We start from the raw sequence: 26,749 nt of genomic DNA, 5'->3' as shown, positions 1-26,749 counted from the left end.
CAAAACCTCCTAAAATCATCCAGGGAAGGGATCACCGACATCGCATGACCTCGCCGACCGACGATCGATCGCCGAATTTGCCGCGCGGCTGGCTGCGCGCGGCCGTGGTGTCGACGATCGCGTTCGCCTTTGTCGGCGCGGCGGCAGGCTTCATCGCGTTCCTGGCGCAATTGCGCGGTGCCGAGATCGCGCCGGACCGCAAGGCGGACGGCATCGTGGTCCTGACCGGCGGCTCCTCGCGGGTCCCGGACGCGATGGAGCTGTTGGCCGCCGGCTACGGCAGGCGGCTCCTGATCTCGGGCGTGCACCCGACCAGCACCGCAAGCGACATCTCCCGGACGCTGCCGGAGAACCAGTCCTTCATGCATTGCTGCGTGGATCTCGATCGCACCGCGGTCTCAACCCGCGGCAATGCGGCGGAGGCGCGGCGCTGGGCGCAGGAGCGCGGCTTCAAGTCGCTGATCGTGGTCACCTCGAACTATCACATGCCGCGCGCGCTCGTGGAGTTCTCGCATGCCATGCCGGAGGCGACGCTGATCCCGTTCGCGGTGGTCGGCGACAAATGGCGCGAGGAGCCGTGGTGGACCTCGGCTTCGACGCTGCGGCTGCTGCTGTCGGAATATATCAAGTACCTCGCCGCGGAGCTCAGGGTGCGGCTGGAGGATTTCGGGATTGACCTTTCGCCCGAAGTGTCGGAGCAGCCTGCGGGTCTGCAGCCGAAAAGGCCCGCCACAGCCCAGGCCAACTGACAGAGCCCCTTGATCGGATTGTACGGATGTTTTCGATTTTCCTGCGTTCGCTGGTCTTCAACGTGCTGTTCTATGCCGTGCTGACGTTCTGCGCGATCATTGCACTCCCGACCTTCCTGATGCCGCCGCGAGCGCTGCTGACGATCGCCGGATGGTGGGCCAGCGCGACGCTGTTCTTGATGCGAGTGGTCTGCAACATCAAGGTCGAATTCCGGGGCGCCGAGACGATCCCGACCGGGCCGTTGGTTGTTGTATCCAAGCACCAGTCGTTCTGGGAGACGTTCGTGCTGATGTCCTTCTTCGATCGTCCGATCTTCATCCTCAAGCGCCAGCTCATGCACATTCCGGTGTTCGGCCAATTCCTGATCAAGACCGGCATGATCTCGATCGATCGCGGCGCCGGCGTCAAGGCGCTGCTGGACATGACGCGCCGGGCCCGCAAGGCCGTGCGCGGCGGCTGTCAGCTCGTGATCTTTCCCGAAGGCACGCGCCGCGCGCCGGGCGCACCGCCGGACTACAAGACCGGCTTTGCCCAGATCTATTCCACTTGCGGCGTGCAATGCCTGCCGATCGCGCTCAACTCCGGCCTGTTCTGGCCGCGACGCACCTTCATGCGTTATCCGGGGACGCTGGTGGTGGAATTCCTTGATCCGCTGCCGCCCGGCCTGCCGAAGGACGAATTCATCGCCCGCGTCAAAGGCGCCATCGAGGATGCAACCGGCCGCATCGTCGAGGCGGGCCGGCGCGAGCAGGAGCAGCTCATCGGTCGCGCGCCGAGCTATGTGGGCGAGGGGCGGATGGTGTGAAGGCGACGAACGCGACGTTGCCGGAGAGCCGGATCACTGGTTCGCAGCCGCGAACGGCGCAATGATCTCGGCCAACTGCTGCGCGGGCTGCCCGAGAGCGTCGTAGACGGCGCGATAGCCGTCCATCGCGCCGCGAACGAGCCTCGCCCTGTTGGTCTCCCGCGAGCCAACCTTCGCGGAACTGGACGGTGGCTGCACTTGCAGGAAATAAGGCGGCTCCGTCGCAGCCGACCGCGATTGAATGAAGGCGAACTCATCCCGATACGCCGAGGGGCGCTCGAGATATTTTACGGCAAAGTCGCCACTGAATTTACTGAGGTTGCGGGCAACGATGTTGCGATCGATCCAGTTTGGCTCGCTCCTGAGGTCGCCGGCAGGGCGCGTCAGGAGAACGACCACGTCGGTGACGTCGAACGTCGACAGCACCGAGCGGAACGGAATCGATTCATACACGGATGCGTCGAGCAGATGATCGCCTCTGAATGGAACGGGCGGGCCGGCGAAGAAGGGAATCCGCGCGCTGCCGCGCAGCGCCTCGATAAGCTCCTGCTGTCCGTCGAAGTCGCCGAACATGACGGCCTTCTTCTCGTTGAGCGACGAAGCGACGACATAGAGTGGCAGGTCGCCTTGCAGAATCCGATCGAAGCGAAGCGGCTTCTGGCTGATGCAAACGGTGTCGAGCAGGAATTCGAGTGACACGACGGGTTTGGGGCCGACGAGCCTGCGCAGATCGACGAAATTCTTGTTGTTGATGTTCTCGTAGAAGATGGTCGCGCCGTAGCGAGCCTGGCCGGCAACGAAATAGGCGCCGGCTATCGCGCCGGCGGACGAGCCGCAGACCAGATCGAAGCAGTCGCGCAGGCCGAGAGTCTCCAGCGCGGCGACCATGCCGGCCGAGACCACGCCGCGCATCGCCCCCGCCCTCGATCGCGAGAGCGATCTTGCGGCCGTCCGTGCGGTGGCCCGGCACGCTGTTGCCGGCCTTGCGCTCGAACAGGACGTCGCTGGTGCTCTTGGTCATGGCGGCCGCAATCGGCTAGCGTTGCTCGTTGTCCGGAAGGGAGGCGTGCAGGGAATGCGCTTCGCCGTGCAGCATCGTCGCAAGTTGATGCAGCGGCGCGTCGCGAAAACCTTCGGCCTCGATCGCCTTCACCGTCGCCGTCACGTAGTCGCGGTTGGCGCCGGACTGGCCGTGGCCCTGGAGCACGTGGCGGTGCTGCTCGGCGAGCGACAGCCGCCCGGCATATTGCACATGGCCGCGGTCGACGACATAGGCGAGTGCGGATACGCGCTGCCGCGGATCGTTCTCGAGCCAGACCGAGCGCATCACCTCGCGATAGACCGACGTCACCTGCTCGCGCGCCCTCAAATATGCGACCACGTCGGTGCGGCTCTTCTCGGCGACGCGGAAGGCGATGCCGCGGCAAGCGCCGCCGCGATCGAGCCCCAGCACCAGGCCCGGCTTCTCCGGCGTGCCGCGGTGCACGAAGGAATAGACGCAGAGCGCGCGATGCTCGCCGACCAGTCGCGCCTGGACGCGTTCCCCGAATTCGAAGCCCGGCCGCCACATCAGGGAGCCGTAGCCGAACACCCAGAGATCGCCTTTGGCTGATGTGACGGAGGGGAGGGGGATTTCCGACATGGCGGGCACGGCTAGCAGAACCGCGCTCCCAAGCGAAGCGAATTCTCCGCCTTTCGTCGTAGGCCGATCTCGCTTACATTTGACAAAATCTGGGGGCAAAGGGTCGCCGCATGTCCGATATGACCGCGGCCGGAGGCCGCCGCCCCCGTTGGGGCCTTTTCATCGCACCCGTCCTCCTTCTGATCCTTGCAGTCGCGTGGAGCGGCTTCTGGTTCTATGCCGCCTCTCAGGCCGAATTGGCCGCCGACGCCTGGCGCGCGCAGGAGGCCAAATCCGGCCGCATCTATGATTGCGCCAAGCGCTCGATCGCGGGCTTTCCGTTCCGCTTCGAGGTCCAGTGCTCCGGCGCCAGCGTCGCCCTGGTGTCGCAGAACGCAAGCAAGACGCCGTTCACGGCCAAGCTCGACAACATCCTGGTCGTCGCCCAGGTCTACGACCCCAAGCTCGTCATCGCCGAATTCTCGGCGCCGGCAACCCTGACCGACGGCGTCACGCAAAACTCCTTCGTGGTGAACTGGAGCAAGGGTCGCAGCAGCGTGGTCGGCCTGCCGGCCATCCCGCAGCGTGCCTCCATCGTGTTCGAGGAGCCCACCGTCAACCGGCTCGACGGCAGCGTGCAGGTGCCGCTCGCGCGCGCAAAGCAGGTCGAACTGCATGGACGCCTCGCGGATGGATCGCCGTCCGATCATCCCGTCATCGAGACCGTGCTCCAGATCGCGCAGGGCAGCATCCAGGGCGTGCATCCGCTGCTCGCCGAGCCGTTCGAGGCCGACACGCGCGCGAAGATCACCGGGCTGTCCGACCTCACGCCAAAGCCGTGGCCGCAGCGCTTCCGCGAGATCCAGGCCGCCGGCGGCCATATCGAGATCGTGCAGTCGCGGATCCAGCAGGGCGAGATGATCGCGGTCGCGGCCGGCACGCTCGGGCTCTCGGCCAATGGCCGTCTCGACGGCGAATTGCAGATGACGGTAACGGGCCTCGAGCGGGTGATCCCGGCCCTCGGCATCGAGAAGATGCTGGAAGAAGGCGTGCCGCAATCGACGCTCGATCGCGTCGCGCCCGGCGTGAAGACGCAGGATCTGAATAGCCTGTTCGGCGCGCTCGACCGCGCCGTTCCCGGCCTCGGCAAGGTCATCAAGCAGAATGCCAATGCCGGTGTTGCCGCCGGCATCAATTCGATCGGCACCGAGAGCACGCTCGAGGGCAAGAAGGCGCGCAGCTTCCCGCTGAAGTTCGTCGATGGCGCGGTGCTTCTCGGCCCGGTCAAGGTCGGCCAGATCCCGCCGCTGTACTAGCTGTCGTAGCCCGGATGGAGCGAAGCGCAATCCGGAACAGCGCTAGCTGTGATCAAGAATCCCGGATTGCGCTGCGCTCCATCCGGGCTACGGGCTGACGTCACGAACCCTTCGCTGGATCGTGATCGCACGCCGGGAATGCGGAGCCACAAAGTCCGCTCTCTCTCCATGTCGGCCGCACAATGAGGCGGCCAGCTCAGGCAGGAGAGAATACCATGACGAAGTCCAGGCTGTTCATTGCCGCCATTGCCATCTCGACCGCACTCGCGACGCCCGCGCTCGCCCAGTGGCAGTCGCAGGAGCCGGCCGCATTCGCGAGCCAGTACCCGAATGGCGATCGCACCCTCTCGAGCCCCGCAACGCGGGATACGATGGCGCTCGTTCCCTCAGCGAAGTCGCGACGCCCCACGGTGGTGCACGTGACCAAGGGCAAGTAGAGCCGCCGTCGACCCGAGACGTTGCGCGCGCGGAGTTGGGCCCGGTCATGCCCCGGCCGGGCCCAACGCGCGCCGTCAAGCGTATGCGCGGCGATCGCGCGCGTGCGGATCGGCAAGCCAGAGAGAATATTCCGAACATCGTCGTCAGGAAAACGTGATGCAGAAAACGAGCGTCGCCGAGAATAACCGCAGCCGAACTCAAATCACTCCACACCAGGGAAGCATGCAAGCGCCAGACGGGGCGCGACAGATCGGACCAGCTTCCCAAGAGGTGGGAGGTTCAAGTGCGATTGATCAACTACGGGCTAATGCTGGGCATTCTCGCTGCTTCTTCGGGGCAGGCGCTCGCCGAAGACAATGTCGCAACCGAAATCCGGTTGCTGAAGGACAAGCTGAAGGAGCTTCAACGGCGCGTGGACTCGGAAGCCCATAAGACGGGGCAGATCGAAGCGCAGGCGAAAGCCGCTCCGATGCCGGCGACCTACAAGGCTCTCGCTGTCGATCCGTGTGCAGCCGGCAAGGTCTGCTACAAGGGAGTTGCGCTGACATTCGGCGGCTGGGTCGATCTCACCGGCATCTACCGGTCGCGCAATTTCGCCTCGGACACCGGATCGATCTACAACTTCATCCCCTATCCGCAGAGCAGGAATTACTACTTCCCGGAGGCGCGCTTCTCCGCGCGCCAGAGCAGGTTCTCGGTCCTCGCCGAGGGCAATGTCGACGCCGACACGCATCTGGCGGGCTACGGCGAAATCGACTTCGAAGGCGCGGCGCAGACGGCGAACTCGGTAACGACCAACTCCTTCAATCCGCGCATGCGGCAGCTCAGCGTGGAGATCGACCGAAGCGATCTCGGCTTGCACGTCCTCGCCGGGCAATCATGGTCCCTCAACACACCGAGCAAGTCCGGCATCGATCCGCGCGGGATCGACGCGCCGGGTGTGATTGATTTCGAGCTCGTTCCGGGATTTCTCGCGGCGCGACAACCTGGTCTGCGCGTCTGGCAGGATATCGGGCCGGAGTTCAAGCTGGCTGCGTCCGTTGAAAATTCGCAGACCGCCTTCTTCGGCGGCAACGTGCCCACGGTTGGCACGCCCGCAGTCGGTCCGCAGGGCGTGCTGAACCCGAATCTCCAGGTCAATTTGACCGGGCCCGGCGGCAGCTTCTTCAACAACCTCAACAATGTCAGCCTGAACCAGGTGCCTGATGTCACCGTCAAGGCTGCGTGGGATCCCCGGCTTGGGCCCTATAAGCTGCACGTCGAAGCGTGGGCGCTCTACCACCAGCTTTTCGATCGGTTCAACTCGGCCAACCATAGCTACGATACCGGAAGCTTCGGCGGCCACATCTTTGCCGAGCTGATTCCGAAGACGCTCGATCTTCAGCTCTATGGCGCACGCGGGGTGCTCGGTCGCTTCACGGCGTCGCCGTTTCCCGATGCCACGGTGGCGCAGGATGGCACGGTGCTTCCGCTGACGATCACGGCGGCCGCGGTCGGGCTGATCTGGCATGCGACGCCGAGCCTCGATGTCTACAGCTACGCTGGCCTGGAAAAGGCCAAGGCCGCGTTCGCGAACGTCAGAACGGTTCCCTTTGGTTACGGTAATCCGCTCTACAACAACACCGGCTGCTTCACCGAGAACTCGCCGGCCGCGACCTGCAACGGCAACACAAAGGAGGTTCGACAGATCACGGCAGGGATTTACGACACCATCTACCAGGGCAATTACGGCACGCTCAAAGCCGGCGTGCAATATTCCTACACCCAGCGTCTCGCGTTCGATGGCGTCGGTGGCGCGCCGAAGACCGACGACAACATCGTCATGACGCAGATCCGCTACTATCCGTTCTAGATGGCCCTCGGATTCTCATGGGCGCTCGGCGTGTGCATGCAGATCGGCGCGGGTCTGGCCAGCCGCCTCTTCGCGGACAGGGCGGAAAATCGCTACTGATCCGGCTTCTTGCCGAGCTGTGCGTGCGGCCGGCCGAAATCCGGCGCAGCCGAATCCTGGCCGATCTCGACGATGCCGCGGCGGATGGCGCGGGTGCGGGTGAAGTGATCGAACAGCGCCTCGCCATCACCGCGGCGGATTGCACGGGTCAGCTTTGCGAGATCCTCGGTGAAGGTCCCGAGCATCTCCAGCACGGCCTCCTTGTTGGCGAGGAAGACGTCGCGCCACATCGTCGGATCGGACGCCGCGATGCGGGTGAAATCGCGAAAACCGCCGGCGGAGAATTTTATGACCTCGGACTCCGTCACCTGCGCCAGCTCGTCGGCGGTGCCGACGATGGTGTAGGCGATCAGATGCGGCAGGTGGCTGGTGATCGCCAGCACGAGATCATGATGATCCGGCGTCATGACCTCGACCTTGGCGCCGAGCGCGGCCCAGAAGGCGCGCAGATGCTCGACGGCGGCGGTGTCGGTGCCTTCCGGCGGCGTGAGGATGCACCAGCGGTTGATGAAGAGCTCGGCGAAGCCGGAATCCGGGCCCGAATGCTCGGTGCCCGCAACGGGGTGCGCGGGGACAAAATGAATGCCCTGCGGCAGGTGCGGCGCCATGTCCCTGACGACGGCACCCTTGACCGAGCCGACGTCGGAAATGATCGCGCCCGGCTTCAGATGCGCGGCGATCTCCTGCGCTACCGGTCCGCAGGCGCCGACGGGAATGCAGAGGATGACGAGATCGGCGTCCTTCACGGCTTCCGCGTTGGTCGCGACGACCTCGTCGACGATGCCGAGCTCGGCCACCCGCGCGCGCGTCTCCTCGGAGCGCGCAGTGGTGACGATCTCGCCGGCCAGGCCCTGAAGCTTCGCCGCGCGCGCGATCGAGCCGCCGATCAGGCCGAAGCCGATCAGCGCGACGCGCTGGAAGTGCGCGGCCGCGTTCACTTGCCGGCCACGAAGTCGCGCAAGGCCTCGACGACGAGGCGGTTGGCCTCCTCGGTGCCGATGGTCATGCGCAGTGCGTGCGGCAGGCCGTAGTTCTTTAGCCCGCGCAGCACGAGGCCCCGCTTGGTCAGGAAGGCGTCGGCGTCATCGGCGGTCTTGCCCTTGTCGGTCGGGAAGTGGATCAGCACGAAGTTCGCTACGCCCGGCGTCACCTTGAGCCCGAGCTTGCCGATCTCCTCGCTGAGCCAGTTGCGCCAGGTCTCGGTGAATTGCTTCGACATCGCCTGATGCGCGGTATCCTCGATCGCGGCGACGGCGGCATACATCGCCGGCGTCGACACGTTGAAGGGGCCGCGAATGCGGTTGACCGCGTCGATGACGTGCTCGGGACCGAACATCCAGCCGACGCGCAGTGCCGCGAGGCCGTGGATCTTGGAGAAGGTGTGCGTCACCACCGTGTTCTCGGTCGTGGCGACGAGCTCGATCCCCATCTCGTAATCGTTGCGCGAGACGTAGTCGGAATAGGCGGCGTCGAGCACCAGCAGGACGTGCGAGGGCAGGCCGGCGCGCAGGCGCTTGACCTCGTCGAACGGCAGATAGGTGCCGGTCGGGTTGTTGGGGTTGGCCAGCCAGACCAGCTTGGTGCGCGGCGTCACCGCTTTGAGGATGGCATCGACATCGGAGGTGAGGTTCGTCTCCGCAGCGACGACGTTCTTGGCGCCGACCGCCATGGTCGCGATCGGATAGACCAGGAAGCCATGGGTGGTGGAGATCGCCTCGTCGCCCTGGCTCAGATAGGTGTGGGCGAGCAGATTGAGGATCTCGTCCGAACCGGCGCCGCAGATGATGCGGTTGGGGTCGAGCCCGAAGCTGCGGCCGATCGCTTCGCGCAGCACGCGCGAGGTGCCCTCGGGATAGTCTTCCAGATGCGTCGCCACATGCTTGAAGGCCTCGATCGCCTTCGGCGAGGGCCCGAACGGCGTCTCGTTGGCCGACAGCTTGAACACCTTGCGGCCCGGCTCCGCCACCGGGCTCTTGCCGGGCGTGTAGGGCGCAATATCGAGAATGCCGGGGTTCGGCACGGGGCGGGACATCTTAGACTCCGGATTGGCGGGGCGGCTCGCGACTTACGATTTCGACCCGGTCGGGGTCACCGTATAGCGCGTTGCGTGGCTGCCGACGAGGGCTGCGGAGCGCACCGAGGCCCCCGCTTCGATCAGGGCAGCCTTGATTTTGTCGAGGCTCGTTGTCGCTGTGATCGAGATCAGCAGCGCCGCGCCGTCGAAGGCGGTATCGGGCACTACCACGATCTCGGCGAGCGGCGATAGCGCGCGCGCGACGTCGGCGTTCCATCCCGAAACGCGGACGCTGAAGGTCTCGACCTCCGTCACCATGGCGCTGTCGGCAACGCGCGAGACCACGAACACGGGGAGCGCCGCCGGATGGTCGGCGCGCTCGACGAAGGGCAGCCGCGCGATGATCTTCGGCATGCCTGCCGCTTCCAGCGACAGCCACCACGGCGTGCGGCTCGAGGTCGCCGAGACCAGCGCCAGATCGCCCTTGGATTTCGCCACCGCTTCGACGGCTGCCTGGGCGCTGAAATGCGCGACGTAAGGCACGGTGAAGCCGAAATGGAAGCGCGCGGAATCGCGCATCGCGGGTTCGCTCACCGAGATGTCGGCATGCACCGCGAACGGCGCCTGCACGTAGGTGAACGTCGAGATGATGACGCGCCAGATGCTCTCGACCGTGTCGAGCGGCAGGATGCCGCGATGGCGCTGGACGAGGTGGCGCATCATGTCGGCCTCGCGCGCCGGGCGGAACGCGGAGCCGACCTCCTGGGTCTGCTTCACCTGGATCAGGCGATCGATGATGTCGCCGCGCTGCATCAGCAGGCGATGCACGCCCTCGTCGATCGCATCGATCTCCTTGCGCAATTCCTGCAACGATGGTGGCGCGGGCGGACGTTGGGACATATCTGCGAGTGCTGTTGAGAGGCGTTCCAGGGTGGATCGGCAAGGCGGATCGGCGAGGGGATCGGCAAGGGGATCGGCAAGGCCGGGCCCGCTGCGATCGACGTCCTGATTAGGCAGGATGGGCGCCGAAAGCAAAGAGAAATGCAAAGACAAATCAGGACCTGCTCGGCGGACGGCGGCGAGAGGAATTTGGCTAATCCGGACCGCGGCTTGACGAAAACAGCCCAAGCCAGTAGGATTTGCCTGTTCCGTGGTCATTTGAGCCGGCCGGCTTGCAGCCACGTTAAAAAAATCGCTAAACAGGCCGGGGACCCTTTCGATCCCGGCCGAACCTATCGTTCAGGCCGGGTTTTTCATGGCCTGATGTCAGTGGCGATCTCGAGTCTGATCGCAAACGAGGACGATGGTCAGAGATGGTTGGCGTCAAGTCGATTCCGAGTCCCGCGATCAGTGCTGACGATCGGTCGCACGAGGTCGATCATCCGAGCTCGCAGGTTGTGCATTTCGGCGCCGACCAGCCGCTGCGGCTCGATTGCGGCATCGATCTCTCCCCGTTCCAGATCGCCTATCAGACCTATGGCGAGCTCAACGCCGCGCGCTCCAACGCCGTCCTGATCTGCCATGCGCTGACCGGCGACCAGCACGTCGCCAACCTTCATCCCGTCACCGGCAAGCCGGGCTGGTGGGAAACATTGGTCGGCGCCGGCCGGCCGCTCGATCCCAGCCAGTACTTCATCATCTGCGCCAACGTGATCGGCGGCTGCATGGGTTCGACCGGGCCTGCCTCGATCAATCCCAAGACCGGCAAGGTGTGGGGCCTGGATTTCCCGGTTATCACCATCCCCGACATGGTGCGCGCGCAGGCGATGCTGATCGACCGGCTCGGCATCGACACGCTGTTCGCCGTTGTCGGTGGCTCGATGGGCGGCATGCAGGCGCTGCAATGGACCGCGGCCTACCCCAAGCGCGTGTTTTCGTCGCTCGCGATCGCCTGTTCGACACGGCACTCGGCGCAGAACATTGCCTTCCACGAGCTCGGCCGCCAGGCCGTGATGGCCGATCCCGACTGGCACAACGGCCGCTACACCGATCACGGCATCCATCCGCATCGCGGCCTCGCGGTGGCGCGGATGGCGGCGCACATCACCTATCTCTCGGACGCGGCGCTGCACCGCAAATTCGGCCGGCGCATGCAGGACCGCGAGCTGCCGACGTTTTCGTTCGACGCCGACTTCCAGGTCGAGAGCTATCTGCGCTACCAGGGCTCGTCCTTCGTCGAGCGCTTCGATGCCAACAGCTATCTCTATCTGACCCGCGCGATGGACTATTTCGACATCGCCGGCGATCACGGCGGCGTGCTGGCCAAGGCATTCGCGGACATCCAGACGCGCTTCTGCGTGGTCTCCTTCACCAGCGACTGGCTGTTTCCGACCTCGGAATCGCGCGCTCTGGTGCATGCGCTGAACGCGTCGAGCGCGCTTGTGTCGTTCGCCGAGATCGAGACCGATCGCGGCCATGACGCCTTCCTGCTCGACGTGCCCGAATTCCTCGATATCTCCCGTGCCTTCCTGCAATCGGCGGGCAAGGCGCGCGGGCTCACCAGCAAGGACGGCTAGCGATGCCTGTACAGGAAGTGCTGCCGCTCAACGGCCTTGCGGCGGGACAATCCGGCCATTTTCGCGCCGACCACCTGCTGGTCGCCGGGATGGTCAAGCCCGGTTCGAAGGTGCTCGACGTCGGCTGCGGCGATGGCGACCTGCTCCAGCTTCTGGAGACCCGCGGCATCGATGGGCGCGGCATCGAGCTGTCGCGCGAGGGCGTCAACCGCTGTGTCGCAAAAGGGCTCGCGGTGGTGCAGGGCGATGCCGACACCGACCTCGTCAACTATCCCGATGACGCCTTCGACTACGTGATCCTGTCGCAGACGTTGCAAGCGACGCGGCAGCCTAAGGTCGTGCTGGAGAACCTCTTGCGCATCGGCCGCCGCGCCATCGTATCTTTCCCGAACTTCGGCTTCTGGAAGATGCGGCTTCAGCTCCTGATCGGCGGCCACATGCCGCGCACGGAGAATCTGCCGGCGAGCTGGTACGACACCGCCAACATCCATTTCTGCACCATCAAGGACTTCGTCGAGCTCTGCGACGCCATCCACGTCAAGATGGAGCGCGCCGAGGCGCTCGATCTCTACGGCCGCCCGCTGCGGCTGCGGATGCCGTGGTGGGTGTGGAATCTGTTCGGCGAGCAGGGCGTGTTTTTGCTCACGCGCGGCGGCAAGCAATAGTTCTCCGTCATTCCGGGGCGATGCGAAGCATCGAGCCCGGAATCCATCGAGCCTCAGCGTTAGTGGAGTGATGGATTCCGGGCCTGCGCCTGTCGGCGCATCCCGGAATGACGAGCCTAATGCGCCGCCACCGACCGCGGATCGCGCACCGGCCATCGCCCCGCTTCCACCAGCGTCACGAACCGCTCCACCGTTTCGTTGAACAGCGCGGGCTCTTCGAGATTGAGCACGTGGCCTGACTTCGGCAACATCGCGAGCCCCGCTGCCGGCAGATGCTTCTTCAGGAACAGGCTCGGCCCGACGCACGGATCGTCCTCGTCGCCGCAGACGATCAGTGCGGGCGTCGCGATGCCTCTGATCGCATCCGTCATCGTGTAGATCGAGGGACGGCCGCCCTGGAAGCCGCGCATCGTGTTTGCCGATCCCTTCGCATCGTGCCGGGCCAGCGCGGCATAGAAGTCGGCGTGTCCGCGCGGGTCCTTCACCAGGAAAGGGATCCGGCTCGGCGCCTCGCGCGTGACCTTGGCGACCTCTGCGGAGCCGAGCGTCTCGAACTGCTCGGCATTGGCGCGGCACTGTTTGCGCCAGGCGTCCAGGTTTTCGATCTCCGAGCCGGAGCCGACGCCGGCGAGCGTCATCGACAGCGCGCGCTGCGGTGCGTTCAGTCCGATCTGAAGCGACGAGTAGGCGCCCATCGACAGTCCGACGAGATGCGCGCGATCGATCTTGAGATGATCGAGCACGGCGAGCGCATCGGTGTAGAAATGCTTGTAGGTGTAGACGTCGCCCGCCGGCACATCCGACGGCGTGTAGCCGCGCGCCGAGTAGGTGATGCAGCGATGGCCGCGCGAGAAGTAACGCATCTGCGGCTCCCAATTGGTGTAGTCGGCCGCGAACTCGTGCAGGAAGATGATCGGCGTGCCAATGCCGACCTCTTCGAAATAAAGACGGCAGCCATCCTTCGTTACGGCGTGGGGCATGCGATTTTCCTTCCTGTACGGCTGCGGCATTGGAATGCCGTTCTGCGGTCAGCGCATGGTGACTCTAACACCTGTTAATCATCGCCCAAAATCTCCGCGAGCGCGTCTTGATCTCGCCACATCAGGATTGTGATACGCCACGCGGATGTCGGCCACCGTACGGGCCGACGGGGAATAGGGGGTGTCAACCAAGGATGAAGAATGTTCGAGTTGTTTGCGTCTCGCCTGTCGCGCTGTGTCGTCGCGCTGGCGCTCTTCTTCGCGGCGATCGCCGCGTTCACCTCAGCGTCAGCACGGCCTCATCGTCATAGCGCAGAGCGGCACGCTTACGTGCATCACGCCAGCAGGCATCATCATTACCGGCATCATGCACGCAGCTCGCGCTTCGAGCGCAGCACGGCGCAATTGCAGGCGAGCGGTTTCGGCAACACCTTTGCCAGCAACGACCCGAACGCCAATAGCGCCGGCAACGGCGGAATGTCCACGAGCGGCGGTTTCGGCGGCGGATCCGGCCTGGTGTCCGAGGCGCGCCGCTATGTCGGCGGCAATCCGACCGGGCGCGGCAGCTTGTGGTGCGCGCGCTTCATGAACATGGTGCTGCAACACACCGGGCATCAGGGCACCGGCTCCGACATGGCGAACTCGTTCGCGCATTACGGAACGCGCGTCTCCGGTCCGCAGGTCGGCGCCATCGCGGTGATGGGGCGGCGCGGCGGCGGCCATGTCGGCATCATCACCGGCGTCGACGCGCAGGGCAATCCGATCATGATCTCCGGCAACAACGGCAACCGCGTCCGCGAGGCGCCGGTCTCGCGCGGCCGGATTTATGCGTATGTGATGCCGAACTGAGTCGACCGCGGGGTTGCCCAACGAAGGGTGCCATCGCATCAAATAAGATTGTCGTCCCGGACAAGCGTCAGCGCAGATCCGGGACCCATAGCCACAGGCTCGCGTTGTCGCGCGACCTGGTAACCACGAGTCTTCGCCAAACCACTCCCTGTGGATATGGGTCCCGGATCGGCGCGCGCTTAGGCCGCGCTTGTCCGGGACGACGAGAGTAGGCACGACGGCTCACACCAATCTCGGCTGTTCCACCGCAATGGTATCACCCACGCCGATCTCGCCGTCGGCGATCACCTCGGCATAGATGCCGCAGTCCATGTGGCCGAGGCCGCGCGAGAGCGTGGGCGGGATTTCGAGATCGCGCTTCGCGGTCTCGGGATCGACGTTGACGGCCGCGCAGCGAACGATGCGCTTGACCACTTTCAGCCGCGCTGTCCCGATCGCCAGCGTCTGGTCGACGAGGTCGAGTTCGGACCAGGCCGGCCAGCCCTGGACATAGAGATTGGCGCGGAAGCGCAGGGGGTGCACCGCGGCCCCGCCGAGCATGGTCTCGATCGCGCGGACGCTGCCGAGATTGATGATCGAGACGACCTTGCGGGCGACGTCGGAAAAGCTGTGGTCGCGGCCGGAGAGCAGCTTTGGCGCTCCCTTCAGCTCCGGCTGAAAATTCTCGGCGAAGTAGCCCTCAATGGCGGCGCGCCCGGCAGCGGTCTCGAGATCGCCGCTGGCGACGACCTGGCCGTCCCTGCGGATGGTCAGCAGGTTGGTCGCGTCCTCGAACCGGCTGTCGAGCGAGGCTAGCCGCTCATTGCGCATCAGCATCAAGAACTGCGACTTGGGCTTCCATTCCGGCGCCTCCGGGTCGAACCCGCTTGGGCCGTTCTCGATGGCGTAGCGGCGGTCGGCCGGCAGGATCTGGCCGACCCGCAAGGCGACGCGGGGCAGCGGCTCCGGCGTCAGGCCCTTGACGGGATAGCGGTAAAGGCCAGTGATCTCGGCGGTCTGGCTGGCTGTCATTGCACTCGATGTCATAGCGCTACTTAAGGGATTCGACCAGCCGACGCCAAGCAGGCCGTTGAGCCTACGAATTTGCTGCGCACGAAATTGTGAAGTCGCCTCTTCCGGACCGAGGGCCCGCTTCCCACATCTGCGTCAGGCCGGTGCCAGCACCGGCTGCTAACGTCTGCTGCCGGTTGAGAAACCTCAATGCGGCCAGCGGAAACCCAATGAAGATGCCATTTGGAGTGCCTTAGGGGCTCCAGGGGCAGGCCGAGGGAAAGAAAAAGACATGAACATCGAGAAGTATACCGAACGCTCCAGGGGCTTCATCCAATCCGCGCAGTCGCTCGTGATGCGCGAGGGGCACCAGCAGTTTTCGACCCTGCACCTCCTGAAAGTCCTGCTGGACGACAATGAGGGGCTGGCTGCCGGTCTGATCGACCGTGCCGGCGGCAATTCCCGTGCAATCTTGAAGGCGACCGAGGAGGCCCTGAACAAGGTGCCGAAGGTCAGTGGTGGCGGTGCCGGGCAGATCTATCTGGCGCCCGAGCTGGCCCGCACCTTCGATGCCGCCGAAAAGGCTGGCGAGAAGGCCGGCGACAGCTTTGTCACCGTCGAGCGGCTTCTGCTCGGGCTCGCGCTGGAGAAGACCAGCGAGGCCGGTGCGATCCTGGCCAAGGGCGGCGTCACCCCGCAAAACCTCAATGCGGCGATCGAGGCGCTGCGCAAGGGCCGTACCGCGGACAGCGCGACGGCCGAGAACGCCTATGACGCGCTGAAGAAATATGCCCGCGACCTGACCCAAGCTGCGCGCGACGGCAAGCTCGATCCGGTCATCGGCCGCGACGAGGAGATCCGCCGTACCATCCAGGTGCTGTCGCGCCGGACCAAGAACAATCCCGTCTTGATCGGTGAGCCCGGCGTCGGCAAGACCGCCATTGCCGAAGGCCTGGCCCTGCGCATCGTCAATGGCGACGTGCCGGAAAGCCTCAAGGACAAGAAGCTGCTCTCGCTCGACCTCGGTGCGCTGATCGCCGGCGCAAAATACCGCGGCGAGTTCGAGGAGCGGCTGAAGGCCGTGCTCCAGGAAGTCACGGCGAGCGAGGGCAATTTCATCCTGTTCATCGACGAGATGCACACGCTGATCGGCGCCGGCAAGGCCGACGGCGCGATGGATGCGTCCAATCTGCTCAAGCCGGCGCTGGCGCGCGGCGAGCTGCACTGTATCGGCGCGACCACGCTTGATGAGTACCGGAAGCACGTCGAGAAGGACGCGGCGCTGGCGCGGCGCTTCCAGCCGATCTTCGTCAGCGAGCCCTCGGTCGAGGACACCATCTCGATCCTGCGCGGGCTCAAGGACAAGTACGAGCAGCATCACGGCGTGCGGATCACCGATTCCGCGCTTGTTGCGGCCACGACGCTGTCCAATCGCTACATCACCGATCGCTTCCTGCCGGACAAGGCGATCGATCTCATGGACGAAGCCGCCGCGCGGCTGAAGATGCAGGTCGATTCCAAGCCGGAAGAGCTGGATTCGCTCGATCGTGAGATCATCCGGCTCAAGATCGAGCAGGAAGCCCTGAAGAAGGAAAGCGATCTCGGCTCCAAGACCCGTCTCGAAGTGCTCGAGAAGGAGCTCGTCGAGCTCGAGGAGAAGTCCGCGGCCCTGACGGCGCGCTGGAGCGCGGAGAAGAACAAGCTCTCCAACGCCCAGAAGCTGAAGGCCGAGCTCGATGGCTTGCGTGTCGAGCTCGCCAACGCGCAGCGACGCGGCGAATTCCAGCGTGCCGGCGAGCTGGCCTATGGCCGGATCCCGGAGCTTGAGAAGCAGCTTGCGGATATCGAGGCCAAGGAAAATACGACGCAGAATGCCGGCGAGATGATGGAGGAGGCGGTCACCGCCAACCACATCGCGCAGGTGGTCTCGCGCTGGACCGGCGTGCCCGTCGACAAGATGCTGGAAGGCGAAAAAGAGAAGCTCCTGAAGATGGAGGAGCAGCTGGGCAGGCGGGTCGTTGGCCAGGCCGAGGCGGTGCGGGCGGTCGCGACCGCCGTGCGCCGTTCGCGTGCAGGCCTCCAGGACCCGAACCGGCCGATGGGCTCGTTCATGTTCCTGGGGCCGACCGGCGTCGGCAAGACCGAGCTGACGAAAGCCCTGGCGGAGTATCTCTTCAACGACGAGACCGCGATGGTCCGCCTCGACATGTCCGAATACATGGAGAAGCACTCGGTCTCGCGGCTGATCGGCGCGCCTCCGGGCTATGTCGGCTATGACGAGGGCGGTGCGCTCACGGAAGCGGTGCGGCGCCGGCCTTATCAGGTCGTGCTGTTCGACGAGATCGAGAAGGCGCATCCGGACGTGTTCAACGTCCTGTTGCAGGTGCTCGACGACGGCCGCCTGACCGACGGCCAGGGCCGTACCGTCGATTTCCGCAACACGCTGATCATCATGACCTCGAACCTCGGTTCGGAGTTTTTGGTGAATCAACCGGAGGGCGAGGATACGTCAGCCGTGCGCGAGCACGTGATGGGAATGGTGCGGGCGCATTTCAGGCCGGAATTTCTCAACCGCGTCGACGAGATCATCCTGTTCCATCGCTTGCAGAAGAGCGAGATGGGCCGGATCGTCGAGATCCAGTTCGGTCGCCTCGAGAGGCTCCTGACCGATCGCAAGATCGTGCTGAAGCTCGATGACGCGGCGCGCGACTGGCTCGCCGCCAAGGGCTGGGATCCCGCCTACGGTGCACGGCCGCTCAAGCGGGTGATCCAGCGCCACCTCCAGGATCCGCTCGCAGAGATGATCCTGGCCGGCGACGTCAAGGACGGGGATGCGGTTGCGATTTCGTCCGAAGGCAACGTGCTGACCTTCAACGGCAAGGCGCCCCAGACCGCGGAGATCGCCCCGTTCGAGGCGCCAGTATCGAAGCGCAAGCTGAACTGATCTCCAGCCAGCAATCGACGACAAATCGCCGCCCCGGAGGGGACCCTCCGGGGCGGAACTGATTCTGCGCACGGCTAGCCCGAACTTCCCCTTGAGTAGCGACGTAAGCATTTGAGCTGGCGTGTAATTCCAGCGGGCGTGACGGCGCGTCTGCCTACATTATGGGGCGATAGGAATGCCGAGCCGATTGAAGACGTCTTGTTGTAGTGGGGTTGGACTTGTGAGCATAGCGGCCGGGGCGTCCTGACCGATGCGAACGATGTTGCGTGTGAGCGTGGCGAGATCCTGCAACAGCGTTCGAAAGCTGTGCACGGGCCGGCCATCGTGGGTGTGCTTGCGATTAGCCTTGGTTCTGGCCGCGGCCGAGACTCTGGCCTTGGCGACGGGCGAGACGCGCGCGGCGTCGGCGGCCTCGCGGTCGTGATCGTCGAACAGGATCGGGGCCAGCGCGCGGCGCATGTGCCAGACGATGTAATAAGCGAGCATGCAGAGGAAGACGTGGGCGCGCACGCGGCCAGCGAGGCGATGGTGGATCGGGCGCACCTCCAGTTCGACGGTCTTGATGGTGCGGAAGGCGCGTTCGACCTGGGCCAGGCTCTTGTAGGCACGCACCGTGGCGGCGGTGTCGAGGTTCTCGGCCGGCACGTTGGTCCGTAGCACATAGAAGCCGTCGAGCGACGCTTCGTTGGCGATGGCATCCTCGATCCGACTGAAGTCGAACGAAGTGTCGGTGATGGCGAGGTGGAAGTGCTTGGCCATCTTACGCTTGCCCAGCACGGCGCCGACCTTCAGACCGATCTCATCCTCGCCGCGCAAGGGGTTGCGCTGACGCTGCACGGCGGCCTTGACGCGGGCGAGATCCTTCTCGGTCGCCGCCAGCAACTCGCCGCGCTTGCGCCGACGCTCGTCGGCCAGATCCGGGTTGCGGCACACGATCAGGCGCTCGCCGGGGAAGTCGGGGGACGTGATCTCGGCCATATCGCGATCGTCGAACAGCGACAATTGCAGCGGGCCGCCGTCCTCGGCGAGCTTGCGGATCGCCGGCGCCCGCAGAGCGGTGATCCAATCGAGCCCGGCCGGCATCAGATCGGCTTCGATACGGGCGCTGGTGATCATGCCGCGATCGCCGACCAGTACCACACGCGACAGCTTGAAGCGGGCCTTCAGTTTGTCGACTTGCGCGGCCAGCGTGCTCGGGTCGGCGGTGTTACCTTCGAACACCTCCACCGCCACCGGGCAGCCGTCGGCGGCGCACAGCAAGCCGAACACGATCTGCAGCTTGTCGGAACGACCGTCGCGGCTGTAACCATGCCGCGCCAATTCGCAATGTCGCCCCTCCAGATAGCTGGAGGTGAGATCGTAGAGCACCAGCGAGCCGTCATGCAGATGGCGCTTGGCGAGCGTCGCCTCGATCCCCGGTTGGGCCGTGCCGAGCAGGTCGAGCGCTTCGTAAAGCTCGTCCTCGTCGACGGCGCTGAGATCGAGCAGTTCGCCCAGCGAATGCGCCGCCGTCGCCTCGCTGAGCTGGCGCGCCGTGGCCAGCTTGGCGGCCGGTTCGATCACCCGTGCCACGATCAAGGCCAAAGCCAGCCTGGCCAACCGTCTGGGCTTGTCCGGGACAAGGCGATGCAGTCCGAGCTGGCGCGCCATGCCGAGCACCGCGGCCACGTGGCCGTGCGGCAGCGAGCGCTCGATCCGCAGTTGCTCGGCCGGCGAGACCAGCTCCTCGCCTTTCAGGACGCGGCGCAGCGCATCGATCTTCTCATCCGGCCAATGCGACAGGTTGGCCAGCGTGCGCGACTTGATCTTGTCGCCCTCGCGATAGCTCTCGCGCAACAGGATCGCGGGCGGTGAGTTGCGGTTGGGAATGCGGGCGACGAACATGCCGGAATCGAATCACGGAAACCTGCCATTCGCAAGCCAAAAATCATCATTTACATGCCTACAAAATCAGCCCGATCCAAACTTCTCAAATCCTCTCAACGCTCTAACAAAAATCCCGAGGGGAAGTTCGGGCTAGCTAGGGTTGGGAGCGGGGCTCGCGTCCTCGTCACCGTCCTTCTCGAACTCGGACAGAATGTCCACGATCTCGCGCACCCGGCCCTGCGCCAGTGGCCTCAGATCGTTAATCATGGGCTCGTCGTTGGCGAGCCATGCCTGGGCTTCGGCGAGTTCGTCGACAGTCGCGCCGGTTCCAATGACCTCCGCGATGGTGACATCGTCAACCCCGGGGATGGCCTTGGTGACGTCGTCGCGTGAGAGGCGTCTCATGACACTCCCCTGTGCTTGCCGGCGGCCCGCCCGCGCTGGGCGGACGGGTTGGCCTCCGGTTCTAACGGCCTGTGGTGAGCCGGGGTGGGTTCTGGGACATGATCCAGAGTTCGATGGCGGCGAGGACGGCGACCGCTATGCCGACCACCACGTGGATCGTCATTGCCGTCTTGGCGCCCTGGAACCCGAGCACCCAAGGCGCAACCAGCGTCCACAGGCCCACGATCAGGTTTAGCCATTCCTCCCACACGGCGAAGGCCGCGAGCGCTGCGATGGCCAGCACCGCAATCGCGATACCTGCGATGTATGCGTTCTGGGAGGCCGCTCCTGCGTCGAAACCGAACATCCAGGGCGAGAAGAACAGGAACGCGCCGAGGAGCAGATTTGCGACGTCGCACAATTTTGCGTTCGTCCAATTCTCCATGACATCCTCCTTAAGCCCCCATGCAAATCGGCCCCCCACGGCGAATCAACGGAGCTGCGGGCCTATGAGTTCCAGCGAAATCTACTGAAGGGCAGGGGTCTGAGCGCCTGATATGGCCCGAAAACCGCGCCGATCGGGCTCTGGTCAGCCGTTATCGGTTGGTGACCTGGAGCGGCCCGCCGGTGGCGTCCGACATCCGGGCGATGGCGCCGCCGCGGCCGCTCATCATGCCGTCGAGCCGGTCGCGCTCCTTCTCGAAGCCTGCCAGCATCGGGCCTTCCAGCGAACGGCCGCGCGGCAGTTTTACGCGCATCGGATCGACGAAGCGGCCGTTGACCAGGATTTCGTAGTGCACGTGAGGCCCTGTCGACTGGCCGGTCGAGCCGACGAAGCCGATGACCTGTCCCTGCCGCACCTTCTTGCCGGCCTCCATGCCCTTGGCGAAGGCCGACAAATGGCCGTAGGCGGTCTCATACCCGTTATTGTGCTTGATGCGGATGTATTTGCCGTAACCGCCTTCGAGCTGGGCCTTCTCAATCGCGCCGTTGCCGGCGGCGAAGATCGGCGTGCCGTAGGCGGTCGCCCAGTCGACGCCGGTGTGCATCTTCACATAGCCGAGGATCGGATGTCGGCGGCCGCCGAAGCCCGAGCGCATGATGGCGCTGTTGACGGGCTTGCGGACCAGGAACTTCTTCGCGCTCTTGCCGGTCTCGTCGTAGTAGTCGACCACGCCATCGTCGGGGCTCTGGTAGCGATAATATTTTTTGGTCTCGCCGCCGACCGTGAGCGAAGCGAACAGCACGTCGTTCTTTTCGGTCGCCGTCACGCCTTCGTCTTCACCGGCGTAGAAGACGTCGAAGGAATCGCCCGGCTGCACCTTGCGCTGGAAGTCGACGTCGTAGGAGTAGATCTTGATCATGTCGTCGATGACCGGCATCGGCACCTTGTTGCGCATCGCGGTCTCGTAAATGCTCTGGTAGAGCCGCACGCCGGTGCCGTCGTCATCGTCGTCGTCGCTGTTGGCGTTGGCCACGGCATCAGTGACGGTGTTCATGCTGGAGACGTCGACCGCGACGTATTTGCCGAGATCGGACAGCGCCGCGATCGCCTCGACCATCGTTTCGTTGGCGACGACGACGCGGTAGGGCTGCAGCCGGGCGCCGGGGCTTGCGGGCGCCATCAGGATGCGGAGCTTCTCGCCGTCCTTCAAGCCGCCGTCGCGGCCACGGGGTCCGAGCGTCGCGGCGATCGCCTTGATCTCCTCCGGCGTGGCGCCGAGATCGCGCAGCACGGAGGTGACGCTGTCGCCCTTCTTGACGACATGGACACGCTCGCCATTGGGATTGCCGCCGGTGATCTGCTCCTTGGTCTTGGGCAGCAGCGTGACGTTTTCCGGCACCACGCGCGTCTCGAAGCCGGCATAGGGGTCGGACGGCGACACTTCGGTGGCGTAGGCCATCTTGATGTCGGACGATCCGGTCGCGCCGGAGACGTCGGCGGCAGCATTGGCGAGCGAGGCGTAGCGTACCCCGCCATTGCCGCGCCAATTGGCGGCGTCGCGCACCCGCATCAGGATGTCGTCGAGCGCCACCACTGCGGAAATCTTGGCCTTCGGCAGCACCGGCGACAGGTCCTTGGTGACGAAGGAGACCTCGGCGTCGGGCTCGACGGCTTCGGGATTGTTCGGATCGTCGGCTGCGGTCTTGGGATCGGAGCCGACGTCGGTGAGCATGCGCTGGGCGTTGAACGGCGGAATCTTCGCCGACAAATCGCTCGTCGTCATCGACAGATTGCCGGCGATCCGGATGAAGGGGCGTACCCGCATCACGTCGCGGCTGCCGACGCGGGCGACGGTGGAGACGCGCACGATGTTGCGCGAGGCGGTGGATTCACTCGGTGGCGGCAGGCGGTCGCTCTTGTGCAGCGTCGCGGCGCGATCGGCCGCGCCGAATGCGCCGCGCAGTGCGCCTTCGACCCGCTCCGGCACCTTGGCGAAGGTCATCTCACCGTCGAGAGATGCGAAAACGGCGCCGCCGATCAGGGCTGCGCCGCAGAGTCCGGTCAGAATTGTACCGCTGAACCATTGTACCGAGACGCGACGGCGATCGATGACGGCGGCTTCAGAACCATCGACGGACAGCGGCGGCTCGTGACCGAGATCGATGATCCCGGTCTCACGCCCATAACCGCCGCGTGACGTCCTGTGGTTCAATCCAAGTCCCCCAATTCAACGACCCAAAAAGCCTTCTTTCGCGCTTTGCCCTGGTCGCCCTCTTCAAGGGGGGATCGTGGGAAAACGCAAGCCGCGCAGGCGTTCGTGCTCAGAAAGCCCCGACGGGGCTCGGCCGAAATTACGAACAGCTAGGCAGGTGAAGGTCTCTCGATGTCTCTCGAATGTCTGAAGAAGGCCGCTTCGCTAAGGTCGCCTTCCTCGGACCCTATGAAAACCGCGGCAGCCCCCACTGGCATCCCCGCGATTCAAGCTTGTCTGTATCAGAACGCCGGGGGAATGTGGCTCAAGTACGGCGCTTAATATGGAAAAAGTTTCCTGAACGGGCGGGCGCCGGTGCCCTCCCTCGATGGCGCCGCAAGCCGGCTCTGGAGTTGCCTCTGGGGGCGCCTCCGAAGCCCCCTCGGGCCCGAACTTTTTTTGAGTTTTTTCACGGCGCGGGTTGGGCCTGTCCGCTCCCCGCCTCTCTAACCGTCTGGAAACACGGGTATTTCCTCGATAATCCGGCGTGCGACGATTTGTTGACAATGGCCGTTGACAACCCGGAGCGGGGGGGCCTATAACCCGACCACTGAGCGCGGCGCCGCCGGGTCACTGACCAAGGCGAGCGAACGCGCCACTGATGCTCCTCACTTTGTTGAGTGACACAACAGTCGACGTAAGTCGATTGGAGTTCATTCATCGTCGGTAAGGGTGTCGGAACCCTTCCACTTCGGAAGGTTGGGGCCTCCTGGTCCCGGGCTGTTTGACAAGTGAAGATGAAGAAAGAGAAACGTGGACGGCGGAGTCCTTGCGCCTCTCGGAATACTTGAGGGCTTCGGCTTTTGAGTTCTGAGAGTGGACGAAAGACTTCGGCGGTACACGTTTTAAGGTTACACCATCGTTGCCAGCGATGTGAATCGCAGGCAGCTCGTCGACTTCGGTCGACGAAAAATGGTGGGACCTCGTCAAACGTTGTGATCAGCCGGTTCAAAGTTCAAGTCCAACTTGAGAGTTTGATCCTGGCTCAGAGCGAACGCTGGCGGCAGGCTTAACACATGCAAGTCGAGCGGGCGTAGCAATACGTCAGCGGCAGACGGGTGAGTAACGCGTGGGAACATACCTTTTGGTTCGGAACAACACAGGGAAACTTGTGCTAATACCGGATAAGCCCTTACGGGGAAAGATTTATCGCCGAAAGATTGGCCCGCGTCTGATTAGCTAGTTGGTGAGGTAATGGCTCACCAAGGCGACGATCAGTAGCTGGTCTGAGAGGATGATCAGCCACATTGGGACTGAGACACGGCCCAAACTCCTACGGGAGGCAGCAGTGGGGAATATTGGACAATGGGGGCAACCCTGATCCAGCCATGCCGCGTGAGTGATGAAGGCCCTAGGGTTGTAAAGCTCTTTTGTGCGGGAAGATAATGACGGTACCGCAAGAATAAGCCCCGGCTAACTTCGTGCCAGCAGCCGCGGTAATACGAAGGGGGCTAGCGTTGCTCGGAATCACTGGGCGTAAAGGGTGCGTAGGCGGGTTTTTAAGTCAGGGGTGAAATCCTGGAGCTCAACTCCAGAACTGCCTTTGATACTGAAGATCTTGAGTCCGGGAGAGGTGAGTGGAACTGCGAGTGTAGAGGTGAAATTCGTAGATATTCGCAAGAACACCAGTGGCGAAGGCGGCTCACTGGCCCGGTACTGACGCTGAGGCACGAAAGCGTGGGGAGCAAACAGGATTAGATACCCTGGTAGTCCACGCCGTAAACGATGAATGCCAGCCGTTAGTGGGTTTACTCACTAGTGGCGCAGCTAACGCTTTAAGCATTCCGCCTGGGGAGTACGGTCGCAAGATTAAAACTCAAAGGAATTGACGGGGGCCCGCACAAGCGGTGGAGCATGTGGTTTAATTCGACGCAACGCGCAGAACCTTACCAGCCCTTGACATGTCCAGGACCGGTCGCAGAGATGTGACCTTCTCTTCGGAGCCTGGAACACAGGTGCTGCATGGCTGTCGTCAGCTCGTGTCGTGAGATGTTGGGTTAAGTCCCGCAACGAGCGCAACCCCCGTCCTTAGTTGCTACCATTTAGTTGAGCACTCTAAGGAGACTGCCGGTGATAAGCCGCGAGGAAGGTGGGGATGACGTCAAGTCCTCATGGCCCTTACGGGCTGGGCTACACACGTGCTACAATGGCGGTGACAATGGGACGCTAAGGGGCAACCCTTCGCAAATCTCAAAAAGCCGTCTCAGTTCGGATTGGGCTCTGCAACTCGAGCCCATGAAGTTGGAATCGCTAGTAATCGTGGATCAGCACGCCACGGTGAATACGTTCCCGGGCCTTGTACACACCGCCCGTCACACCATGGGAGTTGGTTTTACCTGAAGACGGTGCGCTAACCCGCAAGGGAGGCAGCCGGCCACGGTAGGGTCAGCGACTGGGGTGAAGTCGTAACAAGGTAGCCGTAGGGGAACCTGCGGCTGGATCACCTCCTTTCTAAGGATGATCCTTCAGCGAGCTCACGCTCACTATCGGATCGTTTTAGAAACATCAGGGGCCATCGATCGCCAGATCGTTGAGCTCCATTGGCGGGATTTCGCCGTCTACGTTTCTCTTTCTTCGCGGACGAACACGCGCCAGGGCTGCGCTGTGCGATTGCATTCGGCGCTAGTCGCCCTATGCCGCACGCGAGCAAGACCCTGTCCTTCGAGGATATGCGTTAGGGGCTTGTAGCTCAGTTGGTTAGAGCGCGCGCTTGATAAGCGTGAGGTCGGAAGTTCAAGTCTTCCCAGGCCCACCACTTTCATCGAGCAAGCATTCGTCTTCTGGTTACGGGGCCATAGCTCAGCTGGGAGAGCGCGTGCTTTGCAAGCATGAGGTCGTCGGTTCGATCCCGTCTGGCTCCACCAGATGGCTTGATTGCCGGCGCAGCTTGCACCTGGGTCTTGCACCTAAATCGTCCGCGAAACATCACTTCGCACCCACTAGTCCGGATGGACAGTGACGTGCGTGATTTCTGACATCGTAAAGAGGAGATCGATCCGAGTTGGATCGTGCAGCAATTGTTGCGCGATACTTCATTATCTCCGGATCATTTCGGCGCTTGCGCGCCTTTCAAGGTAGCCCTCGTGGTTGCTTTTGGAAGACGGGCGAGTTGTAAATGATCCTTTTAGCGAAGCTTGACCGCCTCGCTATCGGAACGATCTTACGAAGCAAGCTGGTCTTTCTAATCAATGTCCGGCTGCGACAATCGCGTTCATCGAGGACGCGTGCCTTCAATGGCAGTTGCGCAGACAACATTCTGCCGAGTGTGTGGACATTGATAATGAGAGCAATCAAGTGCCTTAAGGGTGTTCGGTGGATGCCTTGGCGCTGAGAGGCGATGAAGGACGTGCTACGCTGCGATAAGCCGTGGGGAGCTGCGAAGAAGCTTTGATCCATGGATTTCCGAATGGGGAAACCCACCTTCGATAGCCGGAACTCCAAGACCTTTGTCGAAAGACATCGGTGTGGGGTTCGACCAGATAATGGAAGAAGCCAGGCCTTTAGATTTCGATCGAAGAGGTTTTGGATTTCCGGTTATCAATTGGAGGTATGAGACTTCTGAATACATAGGAGGTTTCAAGCAAACCCAGGGAACTGAAACATCTAAGTACCTGGAGGAAAGGACATCAACAGAGACTCCGTTAGTAGTGGCGAGCGAACGCGGACCAGGCCAGTGATACATCAAAGACAATCGGAACCTGTCAGGAAAGCAGGGCCTTAGAGGGTGATAGCCCCGTACGAGTAATGCGATGATGTATCCACGAGTAAGGCGGGACACGTGAAATCCTGTCTGAACGCGGGGGGACCACCCTCCAAGCCTAAGTACTCCTCAGCGACCGATAGTGAACCAGTACCGTGAGGGAAAGGTGAAAAGCACCCCGACGAGGGGAGTGAAATAGACCTGAAACCGGACACCTACAAACAGATGGAGCCCAAGATACGTTCTGGGTGACATCGTACCTTT

20 protein-coding genes, 2 tRNA genes, 2 rRNA genes and 1 riboswitch (1 of these 25 running past the window's edge) are annotated in these 26,749 nt (G+C 63.5%); of the genes, 13 read left to right on the top strand and 11 right to left on the bottom strand.

Features of this window, described 5'->3' with window-relative positions:
* The first annotated feature begins 44 nt into the window (after positions 1-44).
* Together IVB18_RS45190 and IVB18_RS45185 are read left to right on the top strand one after the other, a co-directional pair.
* Complete coding sequence (locus IVB18_RS45190; protein ID WP_247986515.1) at positions 45-749, top strand: YdcF family protein; 705 nt, start codon at positions 45-47, stop codon at positions 747-749.
* 26 nt (positions 750-775) lie between these two features.
* A complete protein-coding gene (locus IVB18_RS45185) occupies positions 776-1,555 on the top strand; it encodes a lysophospholipid acyltransferase family protein (RefSeq protein WP_247986514.1) in 780 nt (259 codons plus the stop codon).
* A gap of 33 nt (positions 1,556-1,588) precedes the next feature.
* On the opposite strand, the gene IVB18_RS45180 is transcribed toward IVB18_RS45185, so the two are convergent.
* Both IVB18_RS45180 and IVB18_RS45175 read right to left on the bottom strand, forming a co-directional pair.
* Positions 1,589-2,467 (bottom strand): patatin-like phospholipase family protein, encoded by an 879-nt coding sequence (locus tag IVB18_RS45180; RefSeq protein ID WP_247986513.1) that lies wholly within the window; start codon positions 2,465-2,467, stop codon positions 1,589-1,591.
* 124 nt (positions 2,468-2,591) lie between these two features.
* Positions 2,592-3,197, bottom strand: a complete 606-nt coding sequence (locus tag IVB18_RS45175; RefSeq protein ID WP_247986512.1) for a gamma-glutamylcyclotransferase — start codon at positions 3,195-3,197, stop codon at positions 2,592-2,594.
* Between the two features lie 110 nt (positions 3,198-3,307).
* Between IVB18_RS45175 and IVB18_RS45170 the strand changes: the two genes are divergently transcribed.
* From IVB18_RS45170 to IVB18_RS45160, 3 genes are all read left to right on the top strand, one after another.
* Positions 3,308-4,492, top strand: coding sequence for a DUF2125 domain-containing protein (locus tag IVB18_RS45170; RefSeq protein ID WP_247986511.1), 1,185 nt, complete (start codon positions 3,308-3,310; stop codon positions 4,490-4,492).
* Positions 4,493-4,707: 215 nt separating this feature from the next.
* Positions 4,708-4,929: a hypothetical protein gene (locus IVB18_RS45165; protein ID WP_247986510.1), complete on the top strand. Its 222-nt coding sequence runs from the start codon at positions 4,708-4,710 to the stop codon at positions 4,927-4,929.
* Positions 4,930-5,213: 284 nt separating this feature from the next.
* Entirely contained in the window at positions 5,214-6,782 is a 1,569-nt protein-coding gene (locus tag IVB18_RS45160; protein ID WP_247986509.1) for a hypothetical protein, read from the top strand.
* A gap of 92 nt (positions 6,783-6,874) precedes the next feature.
* On the opposite strand, the gene IVB18_RS45155 is transcribed toward IVB18_RS45160, so the two are convergent.
* Genes IVB18_RS45155 through IVB18_RS45145 form a run of 3 tightly spaced genes read right to left on the bottom strand, consistent with a single transcriptional unit; the run spans position 6,875 to position 9,795 of the window.
* On the bottom strand, positions 6,875-7,819 hold the full coding sequence (locus IVB18_RS45155; RefSeq protein WP_247986508.1) for a prephenate/arogenate dehydrogenase family protein: 945 nt from the start codon (positions 7,817-7,819) through the stop codon (positions 6,875-6,877).
* The gene (gene hisC, locus IVB18_RS45150) at positions 7,816-8,913 is read right to left on the bottom strand and encodes a histidinol-phosphate transaminase (RefSeq protein ID WP_247986507.1); all 1,098 of its coding nucleotides are present in this window, start codon (positions 8,911-8,913) and stop codon (positions 7,816-7,818) included. The genes IVB18_RS45155 and hisC overlap by 4 nt, the downstream gene beginning before the upstream one ends.
* 33 nt (positions 8,914-8,946) lie before the next feature.
* The gene (locus tag IVB18_RS45145) at positions 8,947-9,795 is read right to left on the bottom strand and encodes a chorismate mutase (RefSeq protein ID WP_247986506.1); all 849 of its coding nucleotides are present in this window, start codon (positions 9,793-9,795) and stop codon (positions 8,947-8,949) included.
* Between the two features lie 240 nt (positions 9,796-10,035).
* Positions 10,036-10,115: riboswitch (SAM riboswitch) on the top strand.
* A gap of 93 nt (positions 10,116-10,208) precedes the next feature.
* Here IVB18_RS45145 and IVB18_RS45140 point away from each other — a divergent pair.
* Both IVB18_RS45140 and metW read left to right on the top strand, forming a co-directional pair.
* Entirely contained in the window at positions 10,209-11,411 is a 1,203-nt protein-coding gene (locus tag IVB18_RS45140) for a homoserine O-acetyltransferase (RefSeq protein ID WP_247986505.1), read from the top strand.
* A 2-nt stretch (positions 11,412-11,413) separates the two neighbouring features.
* Positions 11,414-12,076 carry a methionine biosynthesis protein MetW gene (metW, locus tag IVB18_RS45135; RefSeq protein WP_247986504.1) on the top strand — a complete coding sequence of 221 codons (663 nt, stop codon included), beginning with the start codon at positions 11,414-11,416 and terminating at the stop codon, positions 12,074-12,076.
* 116 nt (positions 12,077-12,192) lie between these two features.
* Here the strand turns inward: metW and IVB18_RS45130 are convergent, their stop codons facing one another.
* Positions 12,193-13,056: an alpha/beta hydrolase gene (locus tag IVB18_RS45130; protein ID WP_247986503.1), complete on the bottom strand. Its 864-nt coding sequence runs from the start codon at positions 13,054-13,056 to the stop codon at positions 12,193-12,195.
* A gap of 201 nt (positions 13,057-13,257) precedes the next feature.
* On the opposite strand from IVB18_RS45130, the gene IVB18_RS45125 reads away from it, so the two are divergent.
* Positions 13,258-13,905 carry a TIGR02594 family protein gene (locus IVB18_RS45125; protein WP_247986502.1) on the top strand — a complete coding sequence of 216 codons (648 nt, stop codon included), beginning with the start codon at positions 13,258-13,260 and terminating at the stop codon, positions 13,903-13,905.
* A gap of 222 nt (positions 13,906-14,127) precedes the next feature.
* Here IVB18_RS45125 and IVB18_RS45120 read toward each other — a convergent pair whose 3' ends face one another.
* The gene (locus IVB18_RS45120) at positions 14,128-14,916 is read right to left on the bottom strand and encodes an MOSC domain-containing protein (protein WP_247986501.1); all 789 of its coding nucleotides are present in this window, start codon (positions 14,914-14,916) and stop codon (positions 14,128-14,130) included.
* A 271-nt stretch (positions 14,917-15,187) separates the two neighbouring features.
* Between IVB18_RS45120 and clpB the strand changes: the two genes are divergently transcribed.
* Complete coding sequence (gene clpB / locus IVB18_RS45115) at positions 15,188-17,839, top strand: ATP-dependent chaperone ClpB (protein ID WP_247986500.1); 2,652 nt, start codon at positions 15,188-15,190, stop codon at positions 17,837-17,839.
* A 159-nt stretch (positions 17,840-17,998) separates the two neighbouring features.
* Here the strand turns inward: clpB and IVB18_RS45110 are convergent, their stop codons facing one another.
* From IVB18_RS45110 to IVB18_RS45095, 4 genes are all read right to left on the bottom strand, one after another.
* A complete protein-coding gene (locus IVB18_RS45110; RefSeq protein ID WP_247983724.1) occupies positions 17,999-19,723 on the bottom strand; it encodes an IS1634 family transposase in 1,725 nt (574 codons plus the stop codon).
* A gap of 132 nt (positions 19,724-19,855) precedes the next feature.
* Positions 19,856-20,110, bottom strand: a complete 255-nt coding sequence (locus tag IVB18_RS45105; protein ID WP_247986499.1) for a hypothetical protein — start codon at positions 20,108-20,110, stop codon at positions 19,856-19,858.
* Between the two features lie 61 nt (positions 20,111-20,171).
* On the bottom strand, positions 20,172-20,534 hold the full coding sequence (locus IVB18_RS45100; protein WP_247986498.1) for an SPW repeat protein: 363 nt from the start codon (positions 20,532-20,534) through the stop codon (positions 20,172-20,174).
* 151 nt (positions 20,535-20,685) lie between these two features.
* A complete protein-coding gene (locus IVB18_RS45095; protein ID WP_247986497.1) occupies positions 20,686-22,746 on the bottom strand; it encodes a M23 family metallopeptidase in 2,061 nt (686 codons plus the stop codon).
* Between the two features lie 1,001 nt (positions 22,747-23,747).
* Here IVB18_RS45095 and IVB18_RS45090 point away from each other — a divergent pair.
* From IVB18_RS45090 to IVB18_RS45075, 4 genes are all read left to right on the top strand, one after another.
* Positions 23,748-25,236: ribosomal RNA gene (locus IVB18_RS45090) — 16S ribosomal RNA — on the top strand.
* Positions 25,237-25,463: 227 nt separating this feature from the next.
* A tRNA-Ile gene (locus IVB18_RS45085) sits at positions 25,464-25,540 on the top strand.
* Between the two features lie 33 nt (positions 25,541-25,573).
* A tRNA-Ala gene (locus IVB18_RS45080) sits at positions 25,574-25,649 on the top strand.
* Between the two features lie 424 nt (positions 25,650-26,073).
* Positions 26,074-26,749, top strand: a 23S ribosomal RNA gene (locus IVB18_RS45075); it runs 2,197 nt beyond the window's last position.
* The 16S and 23S rRNA genes sit together here with 2 tRNA genes alongside, the layout of an rRNA operon.

Source organism: Bradyrhizobium sp. 186, from assembly GCF_023101685.1.
Classification (GTDB): Bacteria; Pseudomonadota; Alphaproteobacteria; order Rhizobiales; family Xanthobacteraceae; genus Bradyrhizobium.
Note: the sequence above shows the minus strand (reverse complement) of the source record. Positions and strands in the feature narration are given on the sequence as shown.

Coding starts and splice junctions, on each gene's coding strand:
- IVB18_RS45190 (WP_247986515.1), top strand. CDS start 45: ATGACCTCGCCGACCGACGATCGATCGCCGAATTTGCCGCGCGGCTGG.
- IVB18_RS45185 (WP_247986514.1), top strand. CDS start 776: ATGTTTTCGATTTTCCTGCGTTCGCTGGTCTTCAACGTGCTGTTCTAT.
- IVB18_RS45180 (WP_247986513.1), bottom strand. CDS start 2,467: ATGCGCGGCGTGGTCTCGGCCGGCATGGTCGCCGCGCTGGAGACTCTC.
- IVB18_RS45175 (WP_247986512.1), bottom strand. CDS start 3,197: ATGTCGGAAATCCCCCTCCCCTCCGTCACATCAGCCAAAGGCGATCTC.
- IVB18_RS45170 (WP_247986511.1), top strand. CDS start 3,308: ATGTCCGATATGACCGCGGCCGGAGGCCGCCGCCCCCGTTGGGGCCTT.
- IVB18_RS45165 (WP_247986510.1), top strand. CDS start 4,708: ATGACGAAGTCCAGGCTGTTCATTGCCGCCATTGCCATCTCGACCGCA.
- hisC (WP_247986507.1), bottom strand. CDS start 8,913: ATGTCCCGCCCCGTGCCGAACCCCGGCATTCTCGATATTGCGCCCTAC.
- IVB18_RS45145 (WP_247986506.1), bottom strand. CDS start 9,795: ATGTCCCAACGTCCGCCCGCGCCACCATCGTTGCAGGAATTGCGCAAG.
- IVB18_RS45140 (WP_247986505.1), top strand. CDS start 10,209: ATGGTTGGCGTCAAGTCGATTCCGAGTCCCGCGATCAGTGCTGACGAT.
- metW (WP_247986504.1), top strand. CDS start 11,414: ATGCCTGTACAGGAAGTGCTGCCGCTCAACGGCCTTGCGGCGGGACAA.
- IVB18_RS45130 (WP_247986503.1), bottom strand. CDS start 13,056: ATGCCCCACGCCGTAACGAAGGATGGCTGCCGTCTTTATTTCGAAGAG.
- IVB18_RS45125 (WP_247986502.1), top strand. CDS start 13,258: ATGTTCGAGTTGTTTGCGTCTCGCCTGTCGCGCTGTGTCGTCGCGCTG.
- IVB18_RS45120 (WP_247986501.1), bottom strand. CDS start 14,916: ATGACAGCCAGCCAGACCGCCGAGATCACTGGCCTTTACCGCTATCCC.
- clpB (WP_247986500.1), top strand. CDS start 15,188: ATGAACATCGAGAAGTATACCGAACGCTCCAGGGGCTTCATCCAATCC.
- IVB18_RS45110 (WP_247983724.1), bottom strand. CDS start 19,723: ATGTTCGTCGCCCGCATTCCCAACCGCAACTCACCGCCCGCGATCCTG.
- IVB18_RS45105 (WP_247986499.1), bottom strand. CDS start 20,110: ATGAGACGCCTCTCACGCGACGACGTCACCAAGGCCATCCCCGGGGTT.
- IVB18_RS45100 (WP_247986498.1), bottom strand. CDS start 20,534: ATGGAGAATTGGACGAACGCAAAATTGTGCGACGTCGCAAATCTGCTC.